Annotated in this window: 21 protein-coding genes; 17 read left to right on the top strand and 4 right to left on the bottom strand. The window is 65.2% G+C overall.

Going from position 1 to position 24,253, the window contains the following annotated elements:
• Positions 1-160: 160 nt before the first annotated feature.
• Both PTE31013_RS16050 and PTE31013_RS16045 read right to left on the bottom strand, forming a co-directional pair.
• The gene (locus PTE31013_RS16050; RefSeq protein ID WP_150613758.1) at positions 161-964 is read right to left on the bottom strand and encodes a basic amino acid ABC transporter substrate-binding protein; all 804 of its coding nucleotides are present in this window, start codon (positions 962-964) and stop codon (positions 161-163) included.
• Positions 965-1,048: 84 nt separating this feature from the next.
• The gene (locus PTE31013_RS16045) at positions 1,049-1,825 is read right to left on the bottom strand and encodes an enoyl-CoA hydratase (protein WP_150613757.1); all 777 of its coding nucleotides are present in this window, start codon (positions 1,823-1,825) and stop codon (positions 1,049-1,051) included.
• Between the two features lie 539 nt (positions 1,826-2,364).
• Between PTE31013_RS16045 and paaN the strand changes: the two genes are divergently transcribed.
• The 5 genes from paaN (at position 2,365) to paaK (ending at position 8,115) form a co-directional block, all read left to right on the top strand.
• A complete protein-coding gene (gene paaN, locus PTE31013_RS16040) occupies positions 2,365-4,059 on the top strand; it encodes a phenylacetic acid degradation protein PaaN (protein ID WP_150613756.1) in 1,695 nt (564 codons plus the stop codon).
• A 141-nt stretch (positions 4,060-4,200) separates the two neighbouring features.
• Positions 4,201-5,403 carry a 3-oxoadipyl-CoA thiolase gene (gene pcaF, locus PTE31013_RS16035; protein ID WP_150613755.1) on the top strand — a complete coding sequence of 401 codons (1,203 nt, stop codon included), beginning with the start codon at positions 4,201-4,203 and terminating at the stop codon, positions 5,401-5,403.
• Positions 5,404-5,453: 50 nt separating this feature from the next.
• On the top strand, positions 5,454-6,236 hold the full coding sequence (paaG, locus tag PTE31013_RS16030; protein WP_150613754.1) for a 2-(1,2-epoxy-1,2-dihydrophenyl)acetyl-CoA isomerase PaaG: 783 nt from the start codon (positions 5,454-5,456) through the stop codon (positions 6,234-6,236).
• A gap of 32 nt (positions 6,237-6,268) precedes the next feature.
• Complete coding sequence (gene paaI / locus PTE31013_RS16025; protein ID WP_174978590.1) at positions 6,269-6,727, top strand: hydroxyphenylacetyl-CoA thioesterase PaaI; 459 nt, start codon at positions 6,269-6,271, stop codon at positions 6,725-6,727.
• Between the two features lie 92 nt (positions 6,728-6,819).
• The gene (gene paaK / locus PTE31013_RS16020; RefSeq protein ID WP_150613753.1) at positions 6,820-8,115 is read left to right on the top strand and encodes a phenylacetate--CoA ligase PaaK; all 1,296 of its coding nucleotides are present in this window, start codon (positions 6,820-6,822) and stop codon (positions 8,113-8,115) included.
• A 70-nt stretch (positions 8,116-8,185) separates the two neighbouring features.
• Here the strand turns inward: paaK and mltA are convergent, their stop codons facing one another.
• Complete coding sequence (gene mltA / locus PTE31013_RS16015; protein WP_246174628.1) at positions 8,186-9,328, bottom strand: murein transglycosylase A; 1,143 nt, start codon at positions 9,326-9,328, stop codon at positions 8,186-8,188.
• Between mltA and PTE31013_RS24835 the strand changes: the two genes are divergently transcribed.
• A complete protein-coding gene (locus tag PTE31013_RS24835; RefSeq protein WP_174978581.1) occupies positions 9,327-9,587 on the top strand; it encodes a hypothetical protein in 261 nt (86 codons plus the stop codon). The genes mltA and PTE31013_RS24835 overlap by 2 nt on opposite strands.
• A gap of 27 nt (positions 9,588-9,614) precedes the next feature.
• Here PTE31013_RS24835 and apaG read toward each other — a convergent pair whose 3' ends face one another.
• On the bottom strand, positions 9,615-9,989 hold the full coding sequence (gene apaG, locus PTE31013_RS16010; RefSeq protein WP_130027213.1) for a Co2+/Mg2+ efflux protein ApaG: 375 nt from the start codon (positions 9,987-9,989) through the stop codon (positions 9,615-9,617).
• A 204-nt stretch (positions 9,990-10,193) separates the two neighbouring features.
• On the opposite strand from apaG, the gene rpe reads away from it, so the two are divergent.
• From rpe to PTE31013_RS15955, 11 genes are all read left to right on the top strand, one after another.
• Positions 10,194-10,874 (top strand): ribulose-phosphate 3-epimerase, encoded by a 681-nt coding sequence (gene rpe / locus PTE31013_RS16005; protein WP_150613752.1) that lies wholly within the window; start codon positions 10,194-10,196, stop codon positions 10,872-10,874.
• Complete coding sequence (locus tag PTE31013_RS16000) at positions 10,871-11,587, top strand: phosphoglycolate phosphatase (RefSeq protein ID WP_150613751.1); 717 nt, start codon at positions 10,871-10,873, stop codon at positions 11,585-11,587. The genes rpe and PTE31013_RS16000 overlap by 4 nt, the downstream gene beginning before the upstream one ends.
• Positions 11,588-11,973: 386 nt before the next feature.
• Positions 11,974-13,479, top strand: coding sequence for an anthranilate synthase component I (gene trpE / locus PTE31013_RS15995; protein WP_150613750.1), 1,506 nt, complete (start codon positions 11,974-11,976; stop codon positions 13,477-13,479).
• Between the two features lie 285 nt (positions 13,480-13,764).
• Positions 13,765-15,291: an efflux transporter outer membrane subunit gene (locus tag PTE31013_RS15990; protein ID WP_246174625.1), complete on the top strand. Its 1,527-nt coding sequence runs from the start codon at positions 13,765-13,767 to the stop codon at positions 15,289-15,291.
• 19 nt (positions 15,292-15,310) lie between these two features.
• Positions 15,311-16,384 carry an HlyD family secretion protein gene (locus PTE31013_RS15985; protein ID WP_150613748.1) on the top strand — a complete coding sequence of 358 codons (1,074 nt, stop codon included), beginning with the start codon at positions 15,311-15,313 and terminating at the stop codon, positions 16,382-16,384.
• A 10-nt stretch (positions 16,385-16,394) separates the two neighbouring features.
• Entirely contained in the window at positions 16,395-19,268 is a 2,874-nt protein-coding gene (gene rbbA, locus PTE31013_RS15980; protein ID WP_246174623.1) for a ribosome-associated ATPase/putative transporter RbbA, read from the top strand.
• Between the two features lie 65 nt (positions 19,269-19,333).
• Positions 19,334-20,458 carry an ABC transporter permease gene (locus tag PTE31013_RS15975; protein WP_150613777.1) on the top strand — a complete coding sequence of 375 codons (1,125 nt, stop codon included), beginning with the start codon at positions 19,334-19,336 and terminating at the stop codon, positions 20,456-20,458.
• A 390-nt stretch (positions 20,459-20,848) separates the two neighbouring features.
• On the top strand, positions 20,849-21,436 hold the full coding sequence (locus PTE31013_RS15970; protein ID WP_150613747.1) for an anthranilate synthase component II: 588 nt from the start codon (positions 20,849-20,851) through the stop codon (positions 21,434-21,436).
• Between the two features lie 58 nt (positions 21,437-21,494).
• Entirely contained in the window at positions 21,495-22,523 is a 1,029-nt protein-coding gene (trpD, locus tag PTE31013_RS15965; protein ID WP_150613746.1) for an anthranilate phosphoribosyltransferase, read from the top strand.
• Positions 22,524-22,639: 116 nt separating this feature from the next.
• On the top strand, positions 22,640-23,452 hold the full coding sequence (trpC, locus tag PTE31013_RS15960; protein WP_150613745.1) for an indole-3-glycerol phosphate synthase TrpC: 813 nt from the start codon (positions 22,640-22,642) through the stop codon (positions 23,450-23,452).
• 63 nt (positions 23,453-23,515) lie between these two features.
• Positions 23,516-24,211: a CYTH domain-containing protein gene (locus PTE31013_RS15955; RefSeq protein ID WP_150613744.1), complete on the top strand. Its 696-nt coding sequence runs from the start codon at positions 23,516-23,518 to the stop codon at positions 24,209-24,211.
• Positions 24,212-24,253: the final 42 nt, after the last annotated feature.

The following is a 24,253-nucleotide window of genomic DNA, read 5'->3' as shown; positions in this document are numbered from 1 at the left end:
TCGCCGTCGTTGCGAGAGACGGAATATTAGTGAAAACCCCGTATCCTGGCAAGCCCTTTGTGAAAATAATTTGAAAACCCATGAATAAACCCCGCCATGTGACGTGGCGGGGTTTATTTAAATGACGACGGCACTCGCACGCGCCGTCATATGACAATTCTCAGGACTTCTTGCCGAAGTAGCGCGCGAAGATGGCGTCATACGTGCCGTCCGCCTTGATCGCCTCGATCCCCTTGTTGATCTTGCCCAGCAACTCGGTATCCCCTTTGCGTACCGCGATACCGTAATACTCCTTGGGAAAGCTGCTATCGGAGACCGTACGCAGCTTGGCATCTGGATTGTTGGTAACGAAGTTCACCACCACGCCGTTGTCTGCCACGACCGCGTCCACACCGCCGGCCTCCAGCTCCTTCATCGCGAGCGGCGTGCCTTCAAAGCGTTTGACCGACGGATTGTTCTTGCCCATGAGCTGCTGCACCACCTCGTCGCCCGTAGTGGCCGTCTGCACGCCCACCTTCAGCGACTTCAGATCGTCGAACGTCTTCACATTCGAGTTCAGCGGCACGGCGATCAACTGAGACGCCTCGAAGTAAGGCGCCGAGAAGTCCATCTGCTTGCGGCGCTCGTCCGTGATCGTGATCGCCGAAATCAGAATGTCCCTATCGCCCTGAATCAACGAATTGAAGATGCCCTCGAACGGCGTATTGATGAAACGCACGGAGATGCCCGCCTTATCCGCAACAGCCTTCATCACATCAATGTCGAAGCCGGCGATCTGCCGGGTATCGGTTTCGAATTCGAACGGCGCGTAGGCGGCGTCCGTGCCGACGACGTACACCGGTTGCGCGCCGTCCGCCCCCACCGACCGGCCCGCGGCCGATTCTTCCTTCTTCCCGCAGGCACTCAACAGCAGGCCCGAGGCCACGACTAAGGCCAGCGCAAATGCGCGTCGGTTGATCGACATCGTTTTGTCCCTTGCTGAAAAAACCGGCAGCCTATCATAGGACGACCTCCCGGGAGGAGGTCGTCGCGCGACTTCACGCCAGCGTCAGCGATGCTTGAAAACCGGCTTGCGCTTCTCGACAAACGCCGCCATGCCTTCCTTCTGATCTTCGAGCGCGAACAGCGAATGGAACATCCGGCGCTCGAACTGCACCCCTTCGTCGAGGGTCGACTCGAACGCGCGGTTGACGGCTTCCTTCGCCGCCATCACGACCGGCAACGAGTATTCACAGATGGTGTTGGCCGCGCCGAGCGCTTCGTCGAGCAGCGTCTCGAGCGGTACCACGCGCGAGACCAGCCCGGCGCGCTCGGCTTCGGTGGCGTCCATGAAACGCGCCGTCAGACACATGTCCATGGCCTTGGCTTTCGACACGGCGCGCGTCAGGCGCTGTGTGCCGCCAGCGCCCGGAATCACGCCGAGCTTGATTTCCGGCTGGCCGAACTTGGCGTTCTCGGCAGCGATGATGAAATCGCACATCATCGCCAGTTCGCAGCCACCGCCGAGCGCGAAGCCCGACACCGCCGCGATGACCGGCTTGCGGATGCGGCGCACCGTCTCCCAGTTACGCGTGATGTAGTCGCCCTTGAAGACATCCGCAAAGGTGTACTTCGACATCATGCCGATGTCGGCCCCCGCGGCGAACGCTTTCTCGCTACCGGTAATCACCATGCAGCCAATGGCTTCGTCAGCGTCGAACGCCGTGAGCGCGGCGCCCAGTTCGTCCATCAGTGCGTCGTTCAGCGCGTTGAGCGCTTTCGGACGATTCAGTGTGATCAGACCGACGCGGCCGCGCGTTTCCACCAGAATATTCTCGTACGTCATCCTCTTCTTCCTCCAGTCAAAGTCTCGTCTTTTGGTTCGGGGGCCGGTGCGCTCAGGGCATCAACACCCTGGCAGTCACCGGAAACAGGCATAAGGCGATGGACACGCCGTTGGTTCGCAATAGCGCTGCGGCGCCCATGGCGAGTTGGGGTAACCAGACCCGCCGGGCGTCGACTGCAGTGGTTAGGCATGATGCCATCGATCCTCCAGCGACGCACCTGGCGTTCCGCCAAGCAGACGACCCTCCGCCCCACGCGGGATCACGGCCCATCTCCACCATCACGGTCATCGCCGCTACCTGCACGCCACGCGCCGGACGCCGCGACAGCCGTCGGGGAAAACCCGGCATCATCGTGTGCCACGCCCGGAAGATTTGGTGCTATATTAACAAACCAACCGGTCGGTTAATTAATGTCGATGCGATGTCTCGACGACGACCGGGTGCCGTCACCTGCGTCTTGCCGCGCGCCCGCACGAACGTGCCCGCCGACAGACAGCGAATCCGCCAGCCGCATTCCGACACGGACAGATCCACAACCATGATTCATCCCCTCTTCGCCAAACACCAAGAGACTCTCGAGCGCGCCCTTCAGGCCATCGCCACGCGTGGATACTGGAGCCCGTTCGCGGAAATGCCAAGCCCGCGTGCTTATGGCGAGACGGCCGCCGCCGACGGCGAAGCCGCTTTCAAACACTATCTGAATGCCGCGTTCCCGTTGGAACAGCGCGGCAGCACGGGCAGCGTCGGCCAAGAGGCCTCGCCGTTCGGCGCCGCCCTCGGCACGACGTATCCCGGTTTCGAGATCGACACCCTGCTCGCCCGTGTGAGCGACGCCCACAAATCGTGGCGCGCCGCTACCCCGGACGCCTGGGTCGGCGTGTCGCTGGAAATTCTCAAGCGCTTGAACGCGCATAGCTTCGAAATCGCCAACGCCGTGATGCATACGACGGGCCAAGCCTTCATGATGGCCTTCCAGGCCGGCGGCCCGCACGCGCAAGATCGCGGCCTCGAAGCCGTCGCCTATGCGTGGGACGAACTGCGCCGTATCCCGGCACTCGCCTACTGGGAGAAGCCGCAAGGCAAGAACCCGCCGCTCGCCATGGAAAAGCGCTATACGGTCGTGCCGCGCGGCGTGGCGCTGGTGCTCGGCTGCTGCACGTTCCCGACGTGGAACAGCTACCCGGGCCTGTTTGCCAGCCTGGCCACCGGCAACGCCGTGATCGTCAAGCCGCATCCGGGCGCGATCCTGCCGCTCGCCATCACGGTGAAGATCGCGCGCGAAGTGCTGCGCGAAGCCGGTTTCGATCCGGATGTCGTCACGCTCGCGGCCACCAACCCCAACGACGGCGCGACCGTGCAGCAATTGGCCACGCGCGGTGAAGTGCGCGTGATCGATTTCACGGGCAGCACCGCCAACGGCGATTGGCTGGAGACCCACGCCCGTCAGGCGCAGGTCTACACCGAGAAGGCCGGGGTGAACCAGATCGTGATCGATTCGACGGACGACCTGAAGGGCATGGCCCGCAACATCGGCTTCTCGCTGGCGTTGTACTCGGGCCAGATGTGCACCGCGCCCCAGAACATCTACATCCCGCGCGACGGTATCCAGACACCCGACGGCAAGGTGTCGTTCGAGGAAGTCGTCGCCGCCATCGCCGGCAGCGTCCAGAAGACTTGCAGCGACCCGGCCAAGGCAGTCGAACTGCTGGGCGCGATCCAGAACGACGGCGTACTCGCGCGCATTGACGAGGCCCGCAAGGTCGGCCGCGTCGTGCTCGACAGCCAGACACTCCAGCACCCTGCCTTTGCCGACGCCCGCGTGCGCACGCCGTTGATCGTCGCGCTCGATGTTGCCGACGAAGCCACCTACACCCGCGAGTGGTTCGGCCCGATCGCCTTCGTGATCGCAGTGGACAACAGCCCGCAGGCGTTCGCCCTGGCCGGACGCACCGCCGCCGAGCATGGCGCGCTCACGCTGTCGGCATACACGACGTCCGCCGAGGGCGAGGCCCAGGCGCTCGACGCCGCCATCGAAGGGCGCGTTGCCCTGTCGCTCAATCTGACGGGCGGTGTGTTCGTGAACCAATCCGCGGCCTACTCGGATTACCACGGCACGGGCGGTAATCCGGCCGCCAATGCGAGCCTCGCCGACGCCGCCTTCGTCGCGAATCGCTTCCGCGTCGTGCAAAGCCGCCGCCATGTGCCGGCCAAGTCAGACGCCGGCGCTGCCTGAGCCTTCCGTACATCGACATCTCTATATATAGACAAGAGGACGGGAAGCCAGCGCGACGGTAAGTCACGACTCCAGGCACTCACCGTTGCGCGGCTGCCGCTGCGCACACCCCGCCCCACGCAAAGACAGGAACGAAAGATCATGACCGAAGCCTTCATCTGCGACGCGATCCGCACCCCAATCGGCCGCTACGGCGGTGCCCTGAAGGACGTGCGCGCCGACAATCTCGGCGCGATTCCCCTCAAGGCGCTCATGGCGCGCAACCCGAGCGTCGACTGGTCGCTGATCGACGACGTCATCTACGGCTGCGCCAATCAGGCCGGCGAAGACAACCGTAACGTCGCCCGCATGGCTTCGCTGCTCGCCGAGCTGCCGATCGACGTGCCGGGTGCTACCCTCAATCGCCTGTGCGGCTCGGGCATGGACGCCATCGGCACCGCCGCACGCGCCATCAAGGCGGGCGAAGCCGGACTGATGATTGCCGGCGGCGTCGAGTCGATGACTCGCGCGCCGTTTGTGATGGGCAAGGCCGACAGCGCGTTTTCGCGTCAGGCCGCGATCTTCGACACGACCATCGGCTGGCGCTTCATCAACCCGCTGATGAAAGCGCAATACGGTGTGGACTCGATGCCGGAGACGGCCGAAAACGTCGCCGACGACTTCAAGATCGGCCGCGAAGACCAGGACCGCTTCGCCGTGCGCAGCCAGGAGAAGGCGGCGCGCGCGCAGGCTGACGGCACGCTCGCACAGGAAATCACGCCGGTCTCGATCGCGCAGAAGAAGGGCGATCCGATCATCGTTGAGCGCGACGAACATCCGCGCGCCACGAGCCTCGAGGCGCTGGCCAGGCTCAAGGGCGTGGTGCGTCCGGACGGCACCGTCACCGCGGGCAATGCCTCCGGCGTGAACGACGGCGCATGCGCGCTGCTGCTTGCGAGCGAGAGCGCCGCCAAGCTGCACGGCCTCACGCCGCGCGCGCGCGTGCTCGGCATGGCAACCGCTGGCGTGGCCCCGCGCATCATGGGCATCGGCCCGGCCCCGGCCACGCGCAAGCTGCTGCGGCAATTGAACATGACGCTGGATCAGTTCGACGTGATCGAACTGAACGAAGCCTTTGCGAGCCAGGGTTTGGCGGTGTTGCGTCAGCTCGGCATTGCCGACGACGACGCGCGCGTGAACCCGAACGGCGGCGCAATTGCGCTGGGCCACCCGCTGGGCGCCTCGGGCGCGCGCCTGGTGACCACGGCGATATACCAGTTGCACCGGACCGGCGGACGCTACGCGCTGTGCACGATGTGCATCGGCGTGGGCCAAGGCATCGCGATCGCCATCGAACGCCTCTGACCCCGGGCCCCGCCCCCCACCCGATAGACGACACCCGGAGGAAGACACCGATGACCGCCACGGTTCAACTGACGCTGCAAGCCAACGTCGCGACGATCACGCTCAACCGCCCCGAGAAGCTCAACAGCTTCACGCGGGAGATGCATGCGGCGTTGCGCGACGCCCTCGATACCGCGCAGGCACAGGGCGCGCGCGCCATTGTGCTGACCGGTGCCGGACGCGGCTTCTGCGCCGGCCAAGACCTGGCGGATCTCGACTTCACACCGGGGGCCTCGACCGATCTCGGGGCGCTGATCGACGAGAACTTCAATCCGCTCGTGCGCAAGCTGCGCGCGATGCCGCTGCCGGTGATCGCGGCCGTGAACGGTATCGCCGCAGGTGCGGGCGCGAATCTGGCGCTCGCCTGCGACATCGTGCTCGCGGGCGCGTCGGTCAACTTCCTGCAGGCGTTCGTGAAGATCGGGTTGCTGCCAGACACAGGCGGCACGTGGTTCCTGCCGCAACGCGTCGGCATGGCGCGTGCGATGGGGCTGGCGATGCTCGGCGACAAGCTTTCGGCCGAACAGGCCGAGCACTGGGGACTGATCTGGCGCTGCGTCGACGACGATGCGCTCGTGCCCGAGGCGCAGAAACTCGCCACGCAGCTGGCATCGCAACCCACGAAGGCGCTCGCGACGATCAAGGAAGCGCTATACGCCTCGGCGACCAACACGCTCGACCAGCAACTCGACCTCGAACGCGACGGACAGCGCGCATTGGGCGCATCGCACGACTATGCCGAAGGCGTGAACGCGTTCCTGGAGAAGCGCGCGCCGAAGTTCGAAGGCCGCTGATCGACCAACACCATAACAAGACGAGAGACACGATGAGCCTGACCTCCCCCGCCCCCAAGGCAACCAGCGAGATGACACCGGAAGAACTTGCCCACGCCACGGGCGAGGCCATGTACCGCAGCGACCGCGCGAGCCAGTGGCTCGGCATGGAGCTGCAGGAAGTGCGGCCGGGCTATGCGCGCATGACGATGCGCATCCGCGACGAATTCCTCAACGGCCACGCCATCTGCCACGGCGGCCTGATGTTTACCCTGGCCGATTCGACGTTTGCATTCGCGTGCAACAGCTACAACATCAATACCGTGGCCGCCGGGTGCAGCATCGAATTCCTGAAGCCGGTCTCGGGGGGCGACACGCTTACGGCCGAGGCACAGGAGCAGGTGCTTTCGGGGCGTCACGGCGTCTATGACATTCGCTTGACGAACTCGGCCGGTGAAGCCGTCGCCATGTTCCGCGGCAAGTCCGCACAGATCAAGGGCAACGTCGTCTGACGCGCCCGGCAGCACGCGCATCCAGACACGGGTTCGCGAGACACATACGTTTGAGTCAGTACCAGTAAGTAGCCAGTCCCAAGGAGACAGTCATGACCACCGCCTTGCCGCTCGAGCCGATCGAGAAAGCGAGCCTCGACGAACTGCGCGCCCTTCAGCTCGACCGTCTGAAGACGACGTTGCGGCATGCCTATGAAAATTCGCCGGTATATCGCCGGAAGTTCGACGAGGCCGGCGTCCACCCGGACGACCTGACCTCGCTGGCCGACCTGGCCAAGTTCCCATTCACGACCAAGCAGGATCTGCGCGACAGCTATCCGTTCGGCATGTTCGCCGTGCCGATGGAGCAGGTCTCGCGCGTGCACGCGTCGTCGGGCACAACGGGCAAGCCGACGGTGGTGGGCTACACCGCCAACGACATCAGCACGTGGGCTGATCTGGTGGCGCGCTCGATTCGCGCCGCTGGCGCGCGCCGCGGCGACAAGGTGCATGTCAGCTACGGCTACGGCTTGTTCACGGGCGGGCTCGGTGCGCACTACGGCGCCGAGCGTGCCGGGTTGACCGTGATCCCGTTTGGCGGCGGCCAGACCGAAAAGCAGGTGCAACTGATCCAGGACTTCAAGCCGGACATCATCATGGTCACGCCGAGCTACATGCTCGCGATTGCCGACGAACTCGAGCGCCAGGGCATGGTGGCCGCCGAATCGTCGCTGCGCATCGGCATCTTCGGCGCGGAGCCCTGGACGAACGACATGCGCTCGGCCATCGAGAAGCGCATGGGAATCGACGCGGTCGACATCTACGGTCTGTCGGAAGTGATGGGCCCGGGGGTTGCCAGCGAATGCGCCGAGACCAAGGACGGCCCGACGATCTGGGAAGATCACTTCTACCCTGAGATCATCGATCCGCAGACCGGGGAAGTCCTGCCCGACGGCGAGTTCGGCGAACTGGTGTTCACCTCGCTCACAAAGGAAGCGCTGCCGATCATCCGCTACCGCACGCGCGATCTCACGCGTCTGCTGCCGGGCACGGCGCGCACGATGCGCCGCATGGAGAAAATCACCGGCCGCTCCGACGACATGATGATCATTCGCGGTGTGAACGTCTTCCCGTCGCAAATCGAGGAACTGCTGCTGCGCCAGCCGGTGCTCTCGCCGCACTATCAGATCATCCTGGACAAGGAAGGTCCGATGGACACGATGGCCGTCGAGGTCGAGGCAACCGCCGGCTGTCACGACGACGCGGCGCTGCAATCGGCAGGCAGCGAACTCAAGCGCGACATCAAGACGCTCATCGGCGTGTCGTGCGCGGTGCGTGTGAAGCCGGTCGGTGGCATCGAGCGCTCGGCGGGCAAGGCACGCCGGGTCCTGGACAAGCGCGCACGCTAAGCACCGACGGCGTCCGGCACAACGAAAAAGCCCGCGAATCATCGCGGGCTTTTTCGTTGGCGCTCGACCGTCACTGATTGGGCAGGAACACCCACATCCGGCCGCTCTGGCGCATGCGGCCGGCCAGATCGCCGGCGTCGTCGCCCAGTCCCCAGAAGAAGTCGGCGCGCACGCCGCCCTTGATCGCGCTGCCAGTGTCCTGCGCGAACATCAGCCGGTTGATCGGCGCATTCGCCTTCGCGCCAAACGGCGGACGCGTCGTCGCGAGGAACACCGGGCTGCCGAGCGGGATCGAGGCCGGATCCACGGCGATCGAACGTTCCGCCGTGAGCGGCACGCCCAAGGCGCCCACCGGCCCCTCGATGCCCCCCACGCCGTGATTCGGCATTTCGCGGAAGAAGACGAAGCGCGGATTCACATCGAGCAAGGCGTCGACGCGCGTCGGATTGGCGCGCGCCCACGCGCGAATGCCCTGCATCGTCGCCTGCGCAGGCGTAATCTCGCCATGATCGATCAGCCAGCGTCCGATCGACTTGTACGGCTGGTCGTTGTTGCCCGCATAGCCCACGCGCATGATGGAGCCGTCGTCGAGCAGCACCTGGCCCGAGCCCTGCACCTGCAGGAAGAACGCCTCGACGGGGTCGTCGACGTACACCAGCTCGTGGCCGCGCAGGATGCCGCTGCGCATGAGTTCGGCTCGAGCGGGCAGCGATCCGGCGCGCCGGCCGGTGGGCCATTTGTAGAGCGGTGTCTGATAGATGCCGCCACGCACGCGCGAGCCGTGCAGCAACGGCTCGTAGTAGCCCGTAATCAGGCCCGTCTGGGTGCCGTCGGCGTTAGCGATGCGAAACGGCGTAAAGTACTGCTCGAAGAACTGCCGGGCCGCGGCCGGGTCCAGATCGTCGATATGCTCGGACGCGCGGCAGGCCGGTTGCCAGTTGATTTGACGGCCCAGCTTCGCGCAACTCTGGGCGAGCGCGAGACGCGCGCCGATGAGCGAGTCGTCCTGCCAGCCGTCGACCTGCGACCACGACACGGCCTGCATGCGGCCTGCGCCCGCGGGGGGCGTCGCCACGCTCGACGGCGGCGTGCCTGGACGCGACGTGCTCGTCGGAGGCACACTCGAACATCCGTAGAGCAAAGCGACAAACGCGGCGAACGCCAGGCCCCGGCCGGCGCGCCACCGCCCGAACTTCGTCAGGAAGAGCGTCATGGGTAATCTGTTCGATGAATATCCGGCCTTGCTGGTCTTGCCGGAGGTGTTGCTGGCGATCGCGATCGTCGCCGCGATCGTGGTGTTGCGCCGCAAGCCGTCGCCCAAACGCAGGGTTCGCCAGATGCGCGCGATCCGGCCGATGCCGAGCGACACGGTAGACCCGGTGGATCCGCGCGGTGCGCCAGATCGGGACGCTGCCGCACCGGCGGCCGACGACCCGCTCAAACGCGAAGACTGGTCCGACGACCGCCGCTGACGCCTGATCGCTGCGCGCATGCCCGCCTCAGTGCAGCGTGCGGGGCATGGTCAGCGCGAATTCGGCGATGGGGACGTCGAAACGCGTGCCATCCTCGGCCACGCAGAAGTACTCGCCGCGCATGGTGCCGACCGGCGTGGCGACCATCGCCCAGCTCGTGTACTCGAACTGCTCGCCGGGTTGCAGGAACGGCTGATGGCCGATCACGCCCAGGCCGTTGACTTCCTGCACATGGTTGTCGCCGTCGGTAATTACCCAATGACGCGAAATCAGTTGCGCCGGCACCTCCCCGCTGTTGCGAATCGTGATCGTATAGGCAAAGGCGAATTGCTGCCGATCCGGTTCCGATTGCTCCGGGAGGTATTGCGGGCGCACTGTGACGGTAAATTCGTACTGGCTCATCGGGTCTTCCTGTTGCGCATGCGTGCTCTCTGGTGGCGTTTTGCAACGCATTCTGCGGCAAGTCGTCGCGGGTCGCAACCGGCAAAGACGCCAGTCCGCGACCGATTCGAGGCGGACCGGCGCCCACCTGTTCGGCCCACCGCCGGCAAGCGTCGGGCGAAAGCCTTAAAATGTCGGTTTTGACGCCCATCCCCCCGCTCCGCCATGACGCAATTCTGTATCGCCCCCAGCATCCTGTCCGCCGACTTTGCCCGGCTGGGCGAAGAAGTCCGTAACGTCGTGGCGGCAGGTGCCGACTGGATCCACTTCGACGTGATGGACAACCATTACGTTCCCAACCTGACCATCGGCCCGATGGTGTGCGAGGCGATCCGCCCCCATGTGGACGTGCCCATCGACGTACATCTGATGGTACGCCCAGTGGATCGTATCGTGCCCGATTTCGCCAAGGCCGGCGCGAACGTGATCACCTTCCACCCGGAAGCATCGGAACACGTCGACCGTACGCTCTCGCTGATTCGCGAGAACGGCTGCAAAGCCGGTCTTGTATTCAACCCCGGCACGCCGCTGCACTATCTCGACCACGTGATGGATCGTCTCGACATGGTGCTCATCATGTCGGTGAACCCCGGCTTCGGCGGCCAGTCATTCCTTCCCCAAGCCCTCAACAAGTTGCGCGCCGTGCGCGCGCGCATCGACGCCTATACGGCCGAGACCGGCCGTGAAATCCGTCTGGAAATCGATGGCGGCGTGAAGGTCGACAACATTGCGGAAATTGCCGCCGCAGGGGCCGACACGTTCGTCGCCGGGTCGGCCATCTTCGGCAAACCCGACTACAAGGCGGTCATCGACCAGATGCGCGCCCAACTGGCGAGCGTGGCATGACATACACCCCGGACCTTCAACTGGACGGCATCCGCGCGGTGCTGATCGACCTCGACGGCACGCTCGTCGACACGGCGGGCGACTTCGCGGTGGCACTGAACGCCATGCTGGCCGATCTGGGCGCAGCGCCCGTGTCGACCGAACGCCTGATGACGTTCGTGGGCAAGGGCACTGCCAATCTCGTGCGCAAGACCCTCGCCGAACGCTTCCCCGCCGACGACATCGACACCCTGTTCGAGCGCGCGCAGGACAAGTACGAAGCGGTCTACACGTCGGTCAACGGCGCGAACACGGCGCTCTATCCGGAAGTTCGCGAAGGGTTGGCGGCCCTGCGCGCCGCCGGTCTGCCCGTGGCCTGCATCACCAACAAGCAACATCGCTTCGCGGTGGCGCTGCTCGCGCATTACGACCTGTCCGAACACTTCGACCTCGTGTACGGCGGCGATTCCTGGCCCAAGCGCAAGCCAGACCCGATGCCTCTCGTCAAGGCATGCGAAGTCTTCGGCGTATCGCCAGCGCAAGCCGTGCTGGTCGGCGACTCGGGCAACGACGCACAGGCGGCCCGGGCGGCGGGTTGCCGGTCGCTGACCGTGCCGTATGGCTACAACCATGGCGAATCTGTACAAACGATCGACACGGATGGTATAGTCGGCTCAATTCTGGGCGCCGCCCGGGCGATCCTGCCCAGGGCAACGCCCGTGCTGGCGAGCTGAATTCGCCATCGTCCACATTGCATTCAAGCGCATGTTCCTGAACAAGAAACGGAGTCTGAGCGTGATCGACCGGGGGGCCTGGCCCTGGCGACGCTGGTCCTGCTGAACCCTTCCAAGGGGTGGCCGGGATCGTCGGAGTTCGACTTCGGCAACCCGTTTCTTGCATCGTTGTTGTTCCCAAGACGTCATACCTCGGCGCGCTGTCGTGCACAGCGCGCGGGTTCGCCGAGCCGCGGCAAGCGCCATCGTTTCGCACAGGCGCGCGCATTCACTGTGGCTCGACGTGGGTCAGCATCTCCACCCCGACACGACTCAGGTATTCTCAACGCCAATTCACGCCGATTTTGCGGGACCGCCCGCCGGCAAACTCGCAGGCAGAGCGCAATATGACCGAACTCGAATTCAAATCGCTGGCCAACCAAGGCTTCAACCGCATCCCCCTGATCGCCGAGGCGCTGGCCGATCTCGATACACCGCTCTCGCTGTACCTCAAGCTCGCCTTGGGCGACCGGCGCGGTGCGAACACCTTCTTGCTCGAATCGGTGGTCGGCGGCGAGCGCTTCGGCCGCTACTCGTTCATCGGCCTGTCGGCTCACACCCTGCTGCGCAGCTTCGGCCCGAAGACCGAAGTCGTACGCGATGGCGTCGTCGTCGAGACGCACGACGGCGATCCGCTCGAGTTCATCACCCAGTTCCAGGCGCGCTTCAAGGTGGCCCTGCGCCCGGGCATGCCGCGCTTTTGCGGCGGTCTCGCGGGCTACTTCGGCTACGATGCCGTGCGCTACATCGAGAAGAAGCTGGCGCACACCACGCCGCACGATGACCTGAACCTGCCCGACATCCAGTTGCTGCTCACCGAAGAGCTGGCCGTGATCGACAACCTGACCGGCAAGCTCTACCTCATCATCTATGCAGACCCCACGCAGCCCGAAGCCTTCTCGAAAGCCCGCCTGCGTCTGCGTGAGCTGCGCACCCGCCTGAAGGCGCCGGTCGATGCGCCGGTCACGTCCGGCAGCGTGCGCACCGAAACCTTCCGTGAATTCGCCAAGCCGGACTATCTCGCGGCCGTCGCGAAGGCCAAGGACGCCATTGCCGCCGGCGAACTGATGCAGGTCCAGGTCGGCCAGCGTCTCATCAAGCCGTATCGCGACGCCCCGCTCTCGCTCTACCGTGCCCTGCGCTCGCTCAATCCGTCGCCGTATATGTACTTCTACAACTTCGGCGACTTCCAGGTCGTGGGCGCGTCGCCCGAGATCCTCGTGCGGCATGAACGTCGGCAAACCCCCGATGGCGAGCAGGAAATCGTGACGATTCGCCCGCTCGCCGGCACGCGTCCGCGTGGCGCCACGCCTGAGCGCGACGCCGAACTGGCCACCGAATTGCTTGGCGATCCGAAGGAGATCGCCGAGCACGTCATGCTTATCGACCTGGCGCGCAACGATGTGGGCCGCATCGCCCAAACGGGCACCGTCGCCGTCACCGAAAAGATGGTGATCGAGAAGTACTCGCACGTGCAGCACATCGTGAGCTCCGTGGAAGGCCGCCTGCAACCGGGGCTGTCGAACATCGACGTGCTGCGCGCGACGTTCCCGGCCGGCACGCTCACCGGCGCCCCGAAGGTTCGCGCCATGGAACTGATCGACGAACTCGAGCCCGTCAAGCGTGGCCTGTACGGCGGCGCAGTGGGTTATCTCTCGTTCGGCGGCGAAATGGATGTCGCCATCGCGATCCGCACCGGCGTCGTCAAGGACGGTAATCTGTATGTGCAGGCCGCGGCGGGCATCGTGGCCGACTCGGTGCCCGAATCCGAATGGCAAGAGACGGAAAACAAGGCCCGCGCCGTGCTGCGTGCGGCCGAGCAGGTGCAGGACGGTCTCGACGCCGAGTATTGATCCCCACGGCGCTGCACCGATATGATGCCTGCGGCAGCTTGAGACGCAACGGCCTCAGCGGTATCGCCCGGGCCAGATAGGTGAATGAGCAGGGCTCCGAATCGATCGTCGACTCGGAGCCCTTGTTGATTTAGCACAACCGTTCGCCATTTTCGCCTCCTCTCGTATACGCCGAGCGACGTCACCGGGCTATAGTGAAGTGTCCGTCGGCAGGCTGAAACTTCCATGGCGAAATCGTGCAATTCACTCAGGCGTTTGGGCGTCGCGAACACCGCCGCGATGCCCATGATTGCCGCGCTCGTCACAACCCTGCTGGGCGGCTGTCTTTCGATGGCACCGCCTTACGAGCGCCCAGCGCTCCCGGTGGCCGGTGTGTGGCCCGCCGATGCCAGTATGTCGCCGGCCGCGACGGCCGCGCAGCCGGCGTCCGGACTCGATTGGCGCGAGTATTTTGCCGAGCCGCGGTTGCGCGGCCTCATCGAGACTGCATTGGTCAACAATCGTGACCTGCGCGTCGCGCTCGCCCGTGTCGAGCAAGCGCGAGCGGTGTACGGGATTCAACGCGCCGATCTGTTGCCATCGCTTGGCGCGGGCGCCAATCAGACACGTCAACGTCTGCCCGGCGATCTCAGCCTCACCGGCAGCCCTTATATCAGCAGCCAGTATCAGGTTGGCCTCGGCATGTCGACGTGGGAGCTGGATTTCTGGGGGCGCATCCGCAATCTGAAGGATGCCGCGCTCGACGATTACCTGGCGTCCGATGCCTCTCGACGTGCGCTCACGCTCAGCCTGATCTCGCAAATCGCACAAACATGGTTGAGCCTGCGCGAATTCGACGAGCGCATCGCCCTGGCGCAGCAGACAGTCGACAGCCGGGCCGAGTCGCTGCGTATCTTCACGCGCCGCGAGCAGGTCGGCTCGACCTCGAAGCTCGACCTCACCGAAGTCACCACGCTCTGGCAACAGGCCCGGGCGCTCGTCGCGCAGCTCCAGCAACAGCGCGCCGCACAGGCCCACGCACTGCAAGTGCTCGTGGGCGCGCCGATCGATACATCGCCCGTGGCCCTTGGCACCACGGTCGACGACGACCGCCTGATGCGCGACCTCGCCCCAGCCTTACCGTCATCGTTGCTGGAAGATCGGCCCGACATCATCGCGGCCGAGTATCAGTTGCGCGCGGCACACGCCAACATTGGTGCGGCGCGCGCGGCATTCTTCCCGCAGATCACGCTCACCGGCTCGGTGGGCACGGCGAGCAGCGCACTGGATGGCCTGTTCAAGGCCGGTAGCGCCGCGTGGACATTCGCGCCCAGCCTCAGCGTGCCAATCTTCCAGGGCGGACGCCTCGCGAACAACCTTGATCTCGCCGAAGCGCAGCGCGTGGAGTCGGTCGCGAATTACGAGAAGACGATTCAGGGGGCATTCCGCGATGTGGCCGACGCCCTGAGCGCGCGCCGCTGGCTGGCTGATCAGGTCACGATCCTGCAAGCCACGCAGGACGCCCAGGCCGAGCGCGCACGGCTCGCCAAGCTGCGTTACGACCACGGCGCGGCCGCGTTTCTCGAAGTGCTCGACGCCCAGCGCGATCTCCTCGCCATCGAGCAACAGACCGTACAGACGCGCCGCGCGCTGCTTTCCGCACGCGTGTCGCTATACACCGCGCTGGGTGGCGGCAGCCGGCGCTTGCCCGCCGCCGATGCGCCCGGCCGAGCGATTGGCCATACGCCGCGCGTCGTCGCGCCGTCGCCAGCCAGCGCGGCCGGCGCCTCGGGCGCAACGAGCCCGGCGAACGCCGCGCCGTCCGTTCACTAAGCTCCCGAGGTCAGCGCCCATGACGCTTCCCAATGCCAAGACACTGGTTCCCGCGCTGATCGTGCTAGTTGTGATCGGGCTAGGTTGGTATGGATGGAAGACCTACCGAAACGCCGGGCCGGGGGAGGGCTTCGCGAGCGGCAACGGTCGCATCGAAGCAACCGAAGTCGACATCGCCACCAAACTCGGCGGACGTGTCGACGCCATCTACGTTCGGGAAGGCGATTTCGTGAAGGCGGGCCAGGTGCTTGCCAAGATGCAGATCGACACGCTCAGCGCGCAGCGCGATGAAGCAAGCGCCCAGTATCGGCAGGCCGTGACCAACGTCGCCGCGATCCAGGCGCAGGCCGCCGCGCGCGTGTCGGACAAAGCGACGGCCGAGGCGAACGTGGCGGCACGCGAAGCCGAGCTCGATGCCGCTGAGCGGCGTCTGTCGCGCTCGGAAACCCTGTCGAAGGAAGGCGCGTCGTCGGTGCAGGAGCTGGATGACGACCGCGCGCGCGTTCGCAGCACGCGCGCCGCCGTCACCGCTGCCCGCGCGCAGGTCGCCGCCGCGCAATCGGCCGTGGAAGCGGCCAACGCTCAAGTGATCGGCGCGAAATCGACGGTGGAAGCCGCGCAAGCCACCATCCACCGTATCGAAGCCGACATCGCGGACAGCGAACTCAAGGCGCCGCGCGACGGCCGCGTGCAATATCGCGTGGCGCAACCCGGTGAAGTGCTGGCGGCCGGCGGCAAGGTGCTCAACGTCGTCGACCTGTCAGATGTCTACATGACGTTCTTCCTGCCCGAAACGGTGGCGGGCCGCCTCGCCATGGGGGCCGAAGTCCGTATCATTCTCGACGCGGCGCCGCAGTATGTCATTCCCGCGAGCCTGTCCTTCGTGTCCAGCACCGCGCAGTTCACGCCGAAGACGGTCGAGACCGAGAGCGAGCGCCAGAAGCTGATGTTCCGCGTGCGCGCACAGATCGCGCCAGAATTGCTGCAACAGCATCTGAAGCTCGTGAAGACCGGCCTGCCCGGCGTCGCCTGGGTGAAGACCAACAGCCAGGTGCCGTGGCCGGCCCAGTTACAGACGAAGCTGCCACAGTGAGCCGCGCATCATGACGGTGCCTCCGCCGCCTCCCCCGCCTTCGCCGCCCTCGCTGTCGTCCGCGCCCGGCAACGACTTGCCGCCGGTGGTGCACGTGGCCGACGTGACGCTGCGTTACGGCCGCAAGACCCTCGCGCTCGACAACGTCTGCCTGGACCTTCCCGCGTGCCGCATGGTCGGGCTGATCGGGCCGGACGGCGTCGGCAAGTCCACCCTGCTGTCGCTCATCGCAGGCGCGCGCCGGGTGCAGACGGGCACCGTCGAAGCGCTCGGCGGCAACATGGCGAGCCGGGCGCACCGTGACCGCGTGTGTCCGCGCATCGCCTACATGCCGCAGGGGCTCGGCAAGAATCTTTACCCGACGCTGTCCGTCGAAGAGAACCTGCAATTCTTCGCACGGCTCTTCGGTCACAATGCCCCGGAGCGCCGCCACCGCATCGACGATCTCACACACAGCACCGGCCTGCATCCGTTTCTCGACCGGCCGGCGGGCAAGCTCTCCGGCGGCATGAAGCAGAAGCTCGGCCTGTGTTGCTCGCTGATTCACGATCCCGACCTGCTGATACTCGACGAGCCGACGACCGGCGTGGATCCACTCGCGCGCGCGCAGTTCTGGGACTTGATCGCGCGCATTCGTCGCGCCCGCCCGGCGATGAGCGTGATCGTCGCCACCGCCTACATGGACGAGGCGCAGCGCTTCGACTGGCTCGTCGCCATGGACGCCGGCAAGGTGCTCGCGACGGGCACGCCCGCCGAGTTGCTCTCGCGCACGCATCGGGACACCCTGGAAGCCGCATTCATCGACCTGCTGCCGGCGGCGAAGACGCGGGGCTACGAACCCGTCGCGATCCCGCCGCTGCCTGTGGGCGAACAGACGGAGATCGCCATCGAAGCCAAGGACCTGACGATGCGCTTCGGCGATTTCGTTGCCGTCGATCACGTCGACTTCCGCATCCGGCGCGGCGAGATCTTCGGCTTCCTCGGCTCGAATGGTTGCGGCAAGACCACCACGATGAAGATGCTCACCGGCCTGCTGCAAGCGAGCGACGGTCAGGCGTGGCTCTTCGGCCACGCCGTCGACCCAAAGGACATCGACACGCGCCGGCGCGTGGGCTACATGTCGCAGGCGTTCTCGCTCTACACCGAACTGACGGTGCGCCAGAACCTCGTGCTGCACGCGCGGCTGTTCCATGTCCCCGAGGCCGAGGTCGGCGCGCGCGTGGCTGAGATGGCGCGGCGCTTCGGTCTGGCGGACGTGCTTGGTGCACTGCCCGACACCCTTGCGCTTGGCATGCGCCAGCGCCTGTCGCTCGCCGTGGCGATGGTGCACAAGCCCGAACTGCTGATTCTCGATGAGCCGACATCGGGCGTCGATCCGATCGCACGCGACAACTTCTGGCGCCTGCTGGTGGAATTGTCGCGCCGCGATCGCGTGACGATCTTCATCTCCACACACTTCATGAACGAGGCGCAGCGCTGCGACCGCATCTCGTTGATGCACGCTGGCAAGGTGCTCGTGTCCGACCCGCCCGCGACCATCACACATGACAAGGGCGTGGCCACGCTCGAGCAGGCATTCATCGCGTTTCTCGTCGAAGCGGGGGGTACCGCACCGCCGGTGCCCAAGGCGCTCCACTCGCCCCAATCCTCCGACTCGCCCAGCGCGCTCAGTACGCCCGGTTCGGCCGGTTCTCCCGGTTCCCCCAATTCGCCCGCTGCCGCCAGCGTGCCCGCCGAGGCGGCACCCGCGCAGCACAAGGCGTTCTCGCTCGACCGCATGATGAGCTACCTCTGGCGCGAGACGCTGGAGCTGCAGCGCGATCCGGTGCGCGCCACGCTGGCGCTGGTCGGCTCGCTCGTGTTGATGCTGGTGATGGGCTACGGCATCAGCATGGACGTGGAAGATTTGCGCTACGCCGTGCTCGACCGCGACCAGACCACGTTGAGCCAGAACTACGCGCTCAATATCGCGGGGTCGCGCTACTTCATCGAGCAACCGGCCATCAAGGACGACGCCGATATGGACCGGCGACTGCGCAAAGGCGAACTGGCGCTGGCCATCGAGATTCCGCCCGGCTTCGCGCGCGACGTGATGCGTGGCAAGGCGGTAGAGATAGGCGCGTGGATCGACGGGGCGATGCCGATGCGCGCGGAGACGGTACAGGGCTACGTGCAGGGGATGCACCAGAACTGGCTGGCCGATCAGTCATTGCACCGTCTCGGCGTGCGCCCGACGGCGTCGCTCGACATTGAGACGCGGTATCGCTACAACCCAGACGTGAAGAGCCTGCCCGCGATGGTGCCGGCGGTGATTCCATTGCTGTTGCTGATGCTGCCCGCCATGCTCACGGCGCTCTCGGTGGTGCGGGAGAAGGAACTCGGCTCGATCCTGAATTTGTACGTGACCCCGGTCACGCGCACGGAATTCCTGATCGGCAAGCAGATTCCGTACGTCGCGCTCGCCATGCTGAACTTCCTGCTCATGGCGCTCATCGCCGTGACGCTGTTCGGCGTGCCGATCAAGGGCAACTTCCTGACGCTGGTGAGCGCCGTCCTGATTTACAACGTCGTCGCCACGGGCATCGGCCTGCTTGCGTCCACGTTCACGCGCAGCCAGGTCGCGGCGATGTTCTTCACGATGATCGGCACGATGATCCCGGCGATCCAGTTCTCCGGCATGCTCACGCCGGTGCCCTCGATGGAGGGCTCGGGCCGCCTCATCGGCGAGATCTATCCGGCGACCTACATGCTGATCGTCAGCCGCGGCGTGTTCAACAAGGCGCTCGGATTCGTCGATCTTGGCAACCAATTCTGGCCGATGCTGATCGCCGTGCCCGTGGTGCTGGGCGCCACGATCCTGCTGCTCAACAAACAGGAGACGTGATGGCAAGCCCGACGCCAACGCAAACCGCCCCTTCCGCCCCCCCCCGGCACGATGTGCATCCGTGGCTGCGGCATCTGGCGAACATCTATCGGCTCGGCGTCAAGGAGCTGTGGAGTCTGGCGCGCGATGTGACGATGCTGGCGCTCATCGTCTTCACGTTCACGGCATCGGTCTATTCGGCGGCGACGGCACAGCCCGACACGCTACATCTCGCGCCCATCGCGATTGTGGACGAAGACGCGTCGCCACTCTCGCAGCGCATCGTCTCGGCCTTCTATCCGCCGCAGTTCACCGTGCCGCGCATGATCACGGCGGACGCCGTCGACCGGGGCATGGACCAAGGCGCGTACACGTTCGCGTTAAACATTCCGCCGAACTTTCAGCGCGATGTGCTGGCGGGACGTGCGGCCGAAGTCCAGCTCAATGTCGACGCCACGCGCATGAGTCAGGCGTTCACCGGCAGCGGCTATGTACAGCAGATCGTCTCGGCGGAGGTGCGTGAATTCCTGCAGCGATACCGTTCGAATCCGGCATTGCCGGTCGATCTGGCGTTGCGCGTGCGCTTCAACCCGACGCTGGAACGCGCACGGTTCGGCGCGCTCATGGAGATCGTCAACAACATCACGATGCTCTCGATCATCCTCACGGGCGCGGCCCTCATTCGCGAGCGCGAGCACGGCACGATCGAGCATTTGCTCGTCATGCCGGTAACGCCGACCGAGATCATGCTGGCGAAGATCTGGTCGATGGGATTGGTGGTGCTGATCGCCGCCGCGATGTCACTGTGGCTGATCGTGAGCGGCGCGCTGCATGTGCCGATCGACGGATCGGTGGCGCTGTTCCTGTTGGGCGCGTCGCTGCACTTGTTCGCCACGACGTCGATGGGCATCTTCCTTGCGACACTCGCGCGTTCGATGCCCCAGTTCGGCATGTTGTTGATCCTCGTGCTGCTGCCGCTGGAACTGCTCTCGGGCGCGAATACGCCGCGCGAGAGCATGCCGACGGTGGTGAAGGACCTCATGCTGGCCGCGCCCACCACGCATTTCGTTGAGTTGGGTCAGGCCATCCTGTTCCGTGGGGCCGGGATCGGCGTCGTGTGGGTGCAGTTCGTGGCGCTCGCGCTCATCGGCGTCGTGTTCTTCGCCTTCTCGCTGCGACGGTTTCGTCGCACGCTCAGTCTGATGGCGTAACGAGGCGACAAGTGCCAAAGGTGGCGCGCGGGCCGCCGCCGGTGTTGCAGAATCGTCGAACGACGGCCGCTGCGGCGCATATATTCTTGCGAGAAATGGCTCGATCGCGCGAGAATCCCGACGATTGACCGCAATTTTCGCCGCCCCGCCCACGATACCCCGCAGATACTGCTACAATCGTCGTCACTATGAAGTCGCTTCAGCCTTCCCCCCTCCTCTGGTCGCCTCTGACCGCCGCCCTGCGCTGGTGGCGGTAACCCGCCACGTCTATTTCATCCCCATAGCGCCCTCCCCCGCGGATCGCGAACTCAATGTGGGGGCACGCTCAGGGGGAATTCGCAAATCTCATGCGTTCGACAATCCTTTGTCACCCGACGAACAGGGACCATCATGCTGCTGATGATCGACAACTACGACTCGTTTACCTACAACATCGTCCAGTACTTCGGTGAATTGGGCGAAGACGTGCGGGTCTTTCGCAACGACGAAATCACGCTCGACGCCATCGCCGAACTCGCCCCCGAGCGCATCTGCCTCTCACCGGGTCCGAGCTGTCCGGCCAACGCGGGCATCACGCTCGACGTGCTCAAGCGCTTCGCTGGCGAGATTCCGATCCTGGGCGTCTGCCTTGGCCATCAGGCGATCGGCGAAGCCTTCGGCGGCAAGGTCGTGCGCGCCCAACAGATCATGCACGGCAAGGTGAGCGAGATCGAGACCACGCAACAAGGCGTGTTCGCGAATCTGCCCAAGCGCTTTACCGTCACGCGTTACCACTCGCTGGCCATCGAGCGCGCATCGCTGCCCGACTGCCTCGAAATCACCGCATGGACGCAGGACGGCGAGATCATGGGCGTGCGTCACAAAACGCTCGATGTCGAAGGCGTGCAGTTCCACCCGGAATCGATCCTGTCGGAGCACGGCCACGACGTGCTGCGCAATTTCCTGCAAGCCGCGCCGCGCGTGGCGCAGGCCGCATGAGCGCGCCAGCCGAGCGAACCCCCAGCGCCACCCGAGCCGACCGAGGAGAGAACACGCAATGATTACCCCGCAAGAAGCCCTGCAGCGCACCATCGAGCACCGTGAAATCTTCCACGACGAGATGCTGCACCTGATGCGTCTCATCATGAAGGGCGAGATCTCGCCCGTCATGTGCGCGGCCATCATCACCGGCCTGCGCGTGAAGAAGGAGACCATCGGTGAAATCGCGGCGGCCGCGCAAGTGATGCGCGAATTCGCCAACCATGTCGAGGCGCCCGCTGGCGAGCATTTCGTCGACATCGTGGGCACCGGCGGCGACGTGTCGCATACGTTCAACATCTCCACCGCGTCGATGTTCGTGGCGGCGGGCGCAGGCGCAAAGGTCGCCAAGCACGGCAACCGTGGCGTGAGCTCCAAGTCGGGCAGCGCCGACGTGCTCGAAGCGCTGGGCGTGAACATCATGCTCTCGCCCGAGCAGGTCGCCGAGTGCCTGCGCGAAGTCGGCATCGGCTTCATGTTCGCGCCGAACCACCACCCGGCGATGAAGAACGTGGCGGCCGTACGCAAGGAAATGGGCGTTCGCACGATCTTCAATATTCTCGGTCCGCTCACCAATCCAGCCGGCGCGCCGAACCAGTTGATGGGCGTGTTCCACCCCGACCTGGTGGGTATCCAGGTGCGCGTGATGCAGCGTCTGGGCGCCGAACACGTGCTCGTGGTCTACGGCAAGGACGGCATGGACGAAGTGTCGCTCGGCGCCGCCACGCTGGTCGGCGAATTGAAGGACGGCAAGATCACCGAGTACGAGATCCATCCTGAAGACTTCGGCCTGCAGATGGTGAGCAATCGCGGCCTGAAGGTCGGCAGCGCCGACGAATCGAAGACGATGCTGATCGAAGCGCTCGACAACCAGCCGGGCACCGCGCGCGAGATTGTCGTGCTCAACGCCGGTACCGCGCTGTATGCGGCCAACCGGGCGGCGTCGATCGGCGAAGGGATTCAGTTGGCGCGCGAATCGATCGCCACCGGCGCGGCGCGCGCGAAGCTCAATGCGTTCGTCGCCTTCACACAGCGATTCAAGGGATAAGGCATGACGTCGGTACCGCCGCAGGTACCGCGTCCGCCGCTCCCGGTTGCGATTACGACGGGCGTCGTTTCCGATCACGCCCTTCACATTCCGTAGTTCCCGAGTCATCCATCGATATGTCTACCGTTCTCGACAAGATCCTGGCCGTCAAGGCTGAAGAAGTCGCCGCTGCGAAGCGCGTGCGTGACCTCGCGAGCCTGCGCCGCGACGCCGAATCCACCGTCGCCGACAGCGCCCTGCGCACACGCGATTTCGTGGGCGCGTTGCGCGCGAAGCTCGACGGCGGTTTGCCCGGCGTGATCGCCGAGATCAAGAAGGCCAGTCCGTCGAAGGGCGTGATTCGTGAGCATTTTGTCCCGCCGCAGATTGCCGAGTCGTATCAGCAAGGCGGCGCGGCCTGCCTGTCGGTACTCACCGATGTGCAGTTCTTCCAGGGCTCGCCCGAGTATCTGAAGGCCGCGCGGGCCGCCTGCGATCTGCCGGTGCTGCGCAAGGACTTCATGATCGATGCCTACCAGGTGTACGAGGCGCGCGAGATGGGCGCCGACTGCATTCTGCTCATCGCCGCTGCGCTGGAACTGGCCCATATGCGCGATCTCGAAGCCCAGGCCCACGAGCTGGGCATGGCAGTGCTCGTCGAAGTGCATAACGGCCACGAGCTGGATGCAGGACTCAAGCTGAGCACACCGCTGCTGGGCATCAACAATCGCAACCTTCACAATTTCGAGGTGTCGCTCGACACGACGCTCGCTTTGTTGAAGCACATTCCGGACGATCGTGTGGTCGTGACGGAGTCGGGTATCCTGTCGCGTGACGACGTGACACGTATGCGCGCGGCGGGCGTCAATGCCTTCCTCGTCGGCGAAGCCTTCATGCGCGCGCCCGAACCGGGCGATGCACTCGCCACGCTGTTCGACATGCCGCGCTGACCCCCTGACACGCGCCACGCGAGCGATCGATGGCGCGGCGTCCCCCTCACCGGAGCGGCCCCGATGGCTATCGAACGCGAACTCAAACTGTCCCTCCCCGGCGACCTCTCAGGCGTGCGCGCTGACGCGTTGATTTCCCACCTGAACCGTTTGCCCGGCGCGCAAGCCCGGGGCGAACGGCATCTGGTCAATCGCTATTTTGATACGCCGACGCTGGCGCTCGCGCAAGCAAAGGCCGCGCTGCGGTTGCGTTTCGTGGCGCGCGAGGGTGACCCCGGACAATGGCTGCAAACGCTCAAGTCCGTGGGCGACGCGCGCGATGGGCTGCATGTGCGTCACGAATGGGAGCTGGCGGTGCAGGGCGAAGCGCTCGAACTCCCACCGCTGATCGCCGCATGCGATGTGCCCGGCACGGCCGATTTGCTGCGCACCGAGGGGGCGAATGTCGTCGCCCAGTTCGAGACGAATTTCGTGCGACGCCTGTGGCGCTATATCGCAGGCGACGGTACGGCCGTCGAGATTGCGTTCGACCGGGGCGAAGTCGCGGTGGAAGCCGACGGCAAACGCCATACGGAGCCGTTTGTGGAAGTGGAACTGGAACTGCTCGACGCCCCGGACGATGACCGTGAGGGTCAAGGTGAACGCATTTTGCACGCGCTCGCACAGGAATTGCGCGATGTACTCCCCGAATTGCAGAGCGACAACGTGAGCAAGGCGCAGCGCGGGTATCGCCTGCGGCAACAGGTGCTCGGTCGCTGAGCGTCCCGCCCGGACACCCGCACGACGTACGCTGCGCTCTCA

This window comes from Pandoraea terrigena (genome assembly GCF_902459705.1).
GTDB lineage: Bacteria > Pseudomonadota > Gammaproteobacteria > Burkholderiales > Burkholderiaceae > Pandoraea > Pandoraea terrigena.
This window is presented reverse-complemented; position numbering and strand designations above follow the sequence as displayed.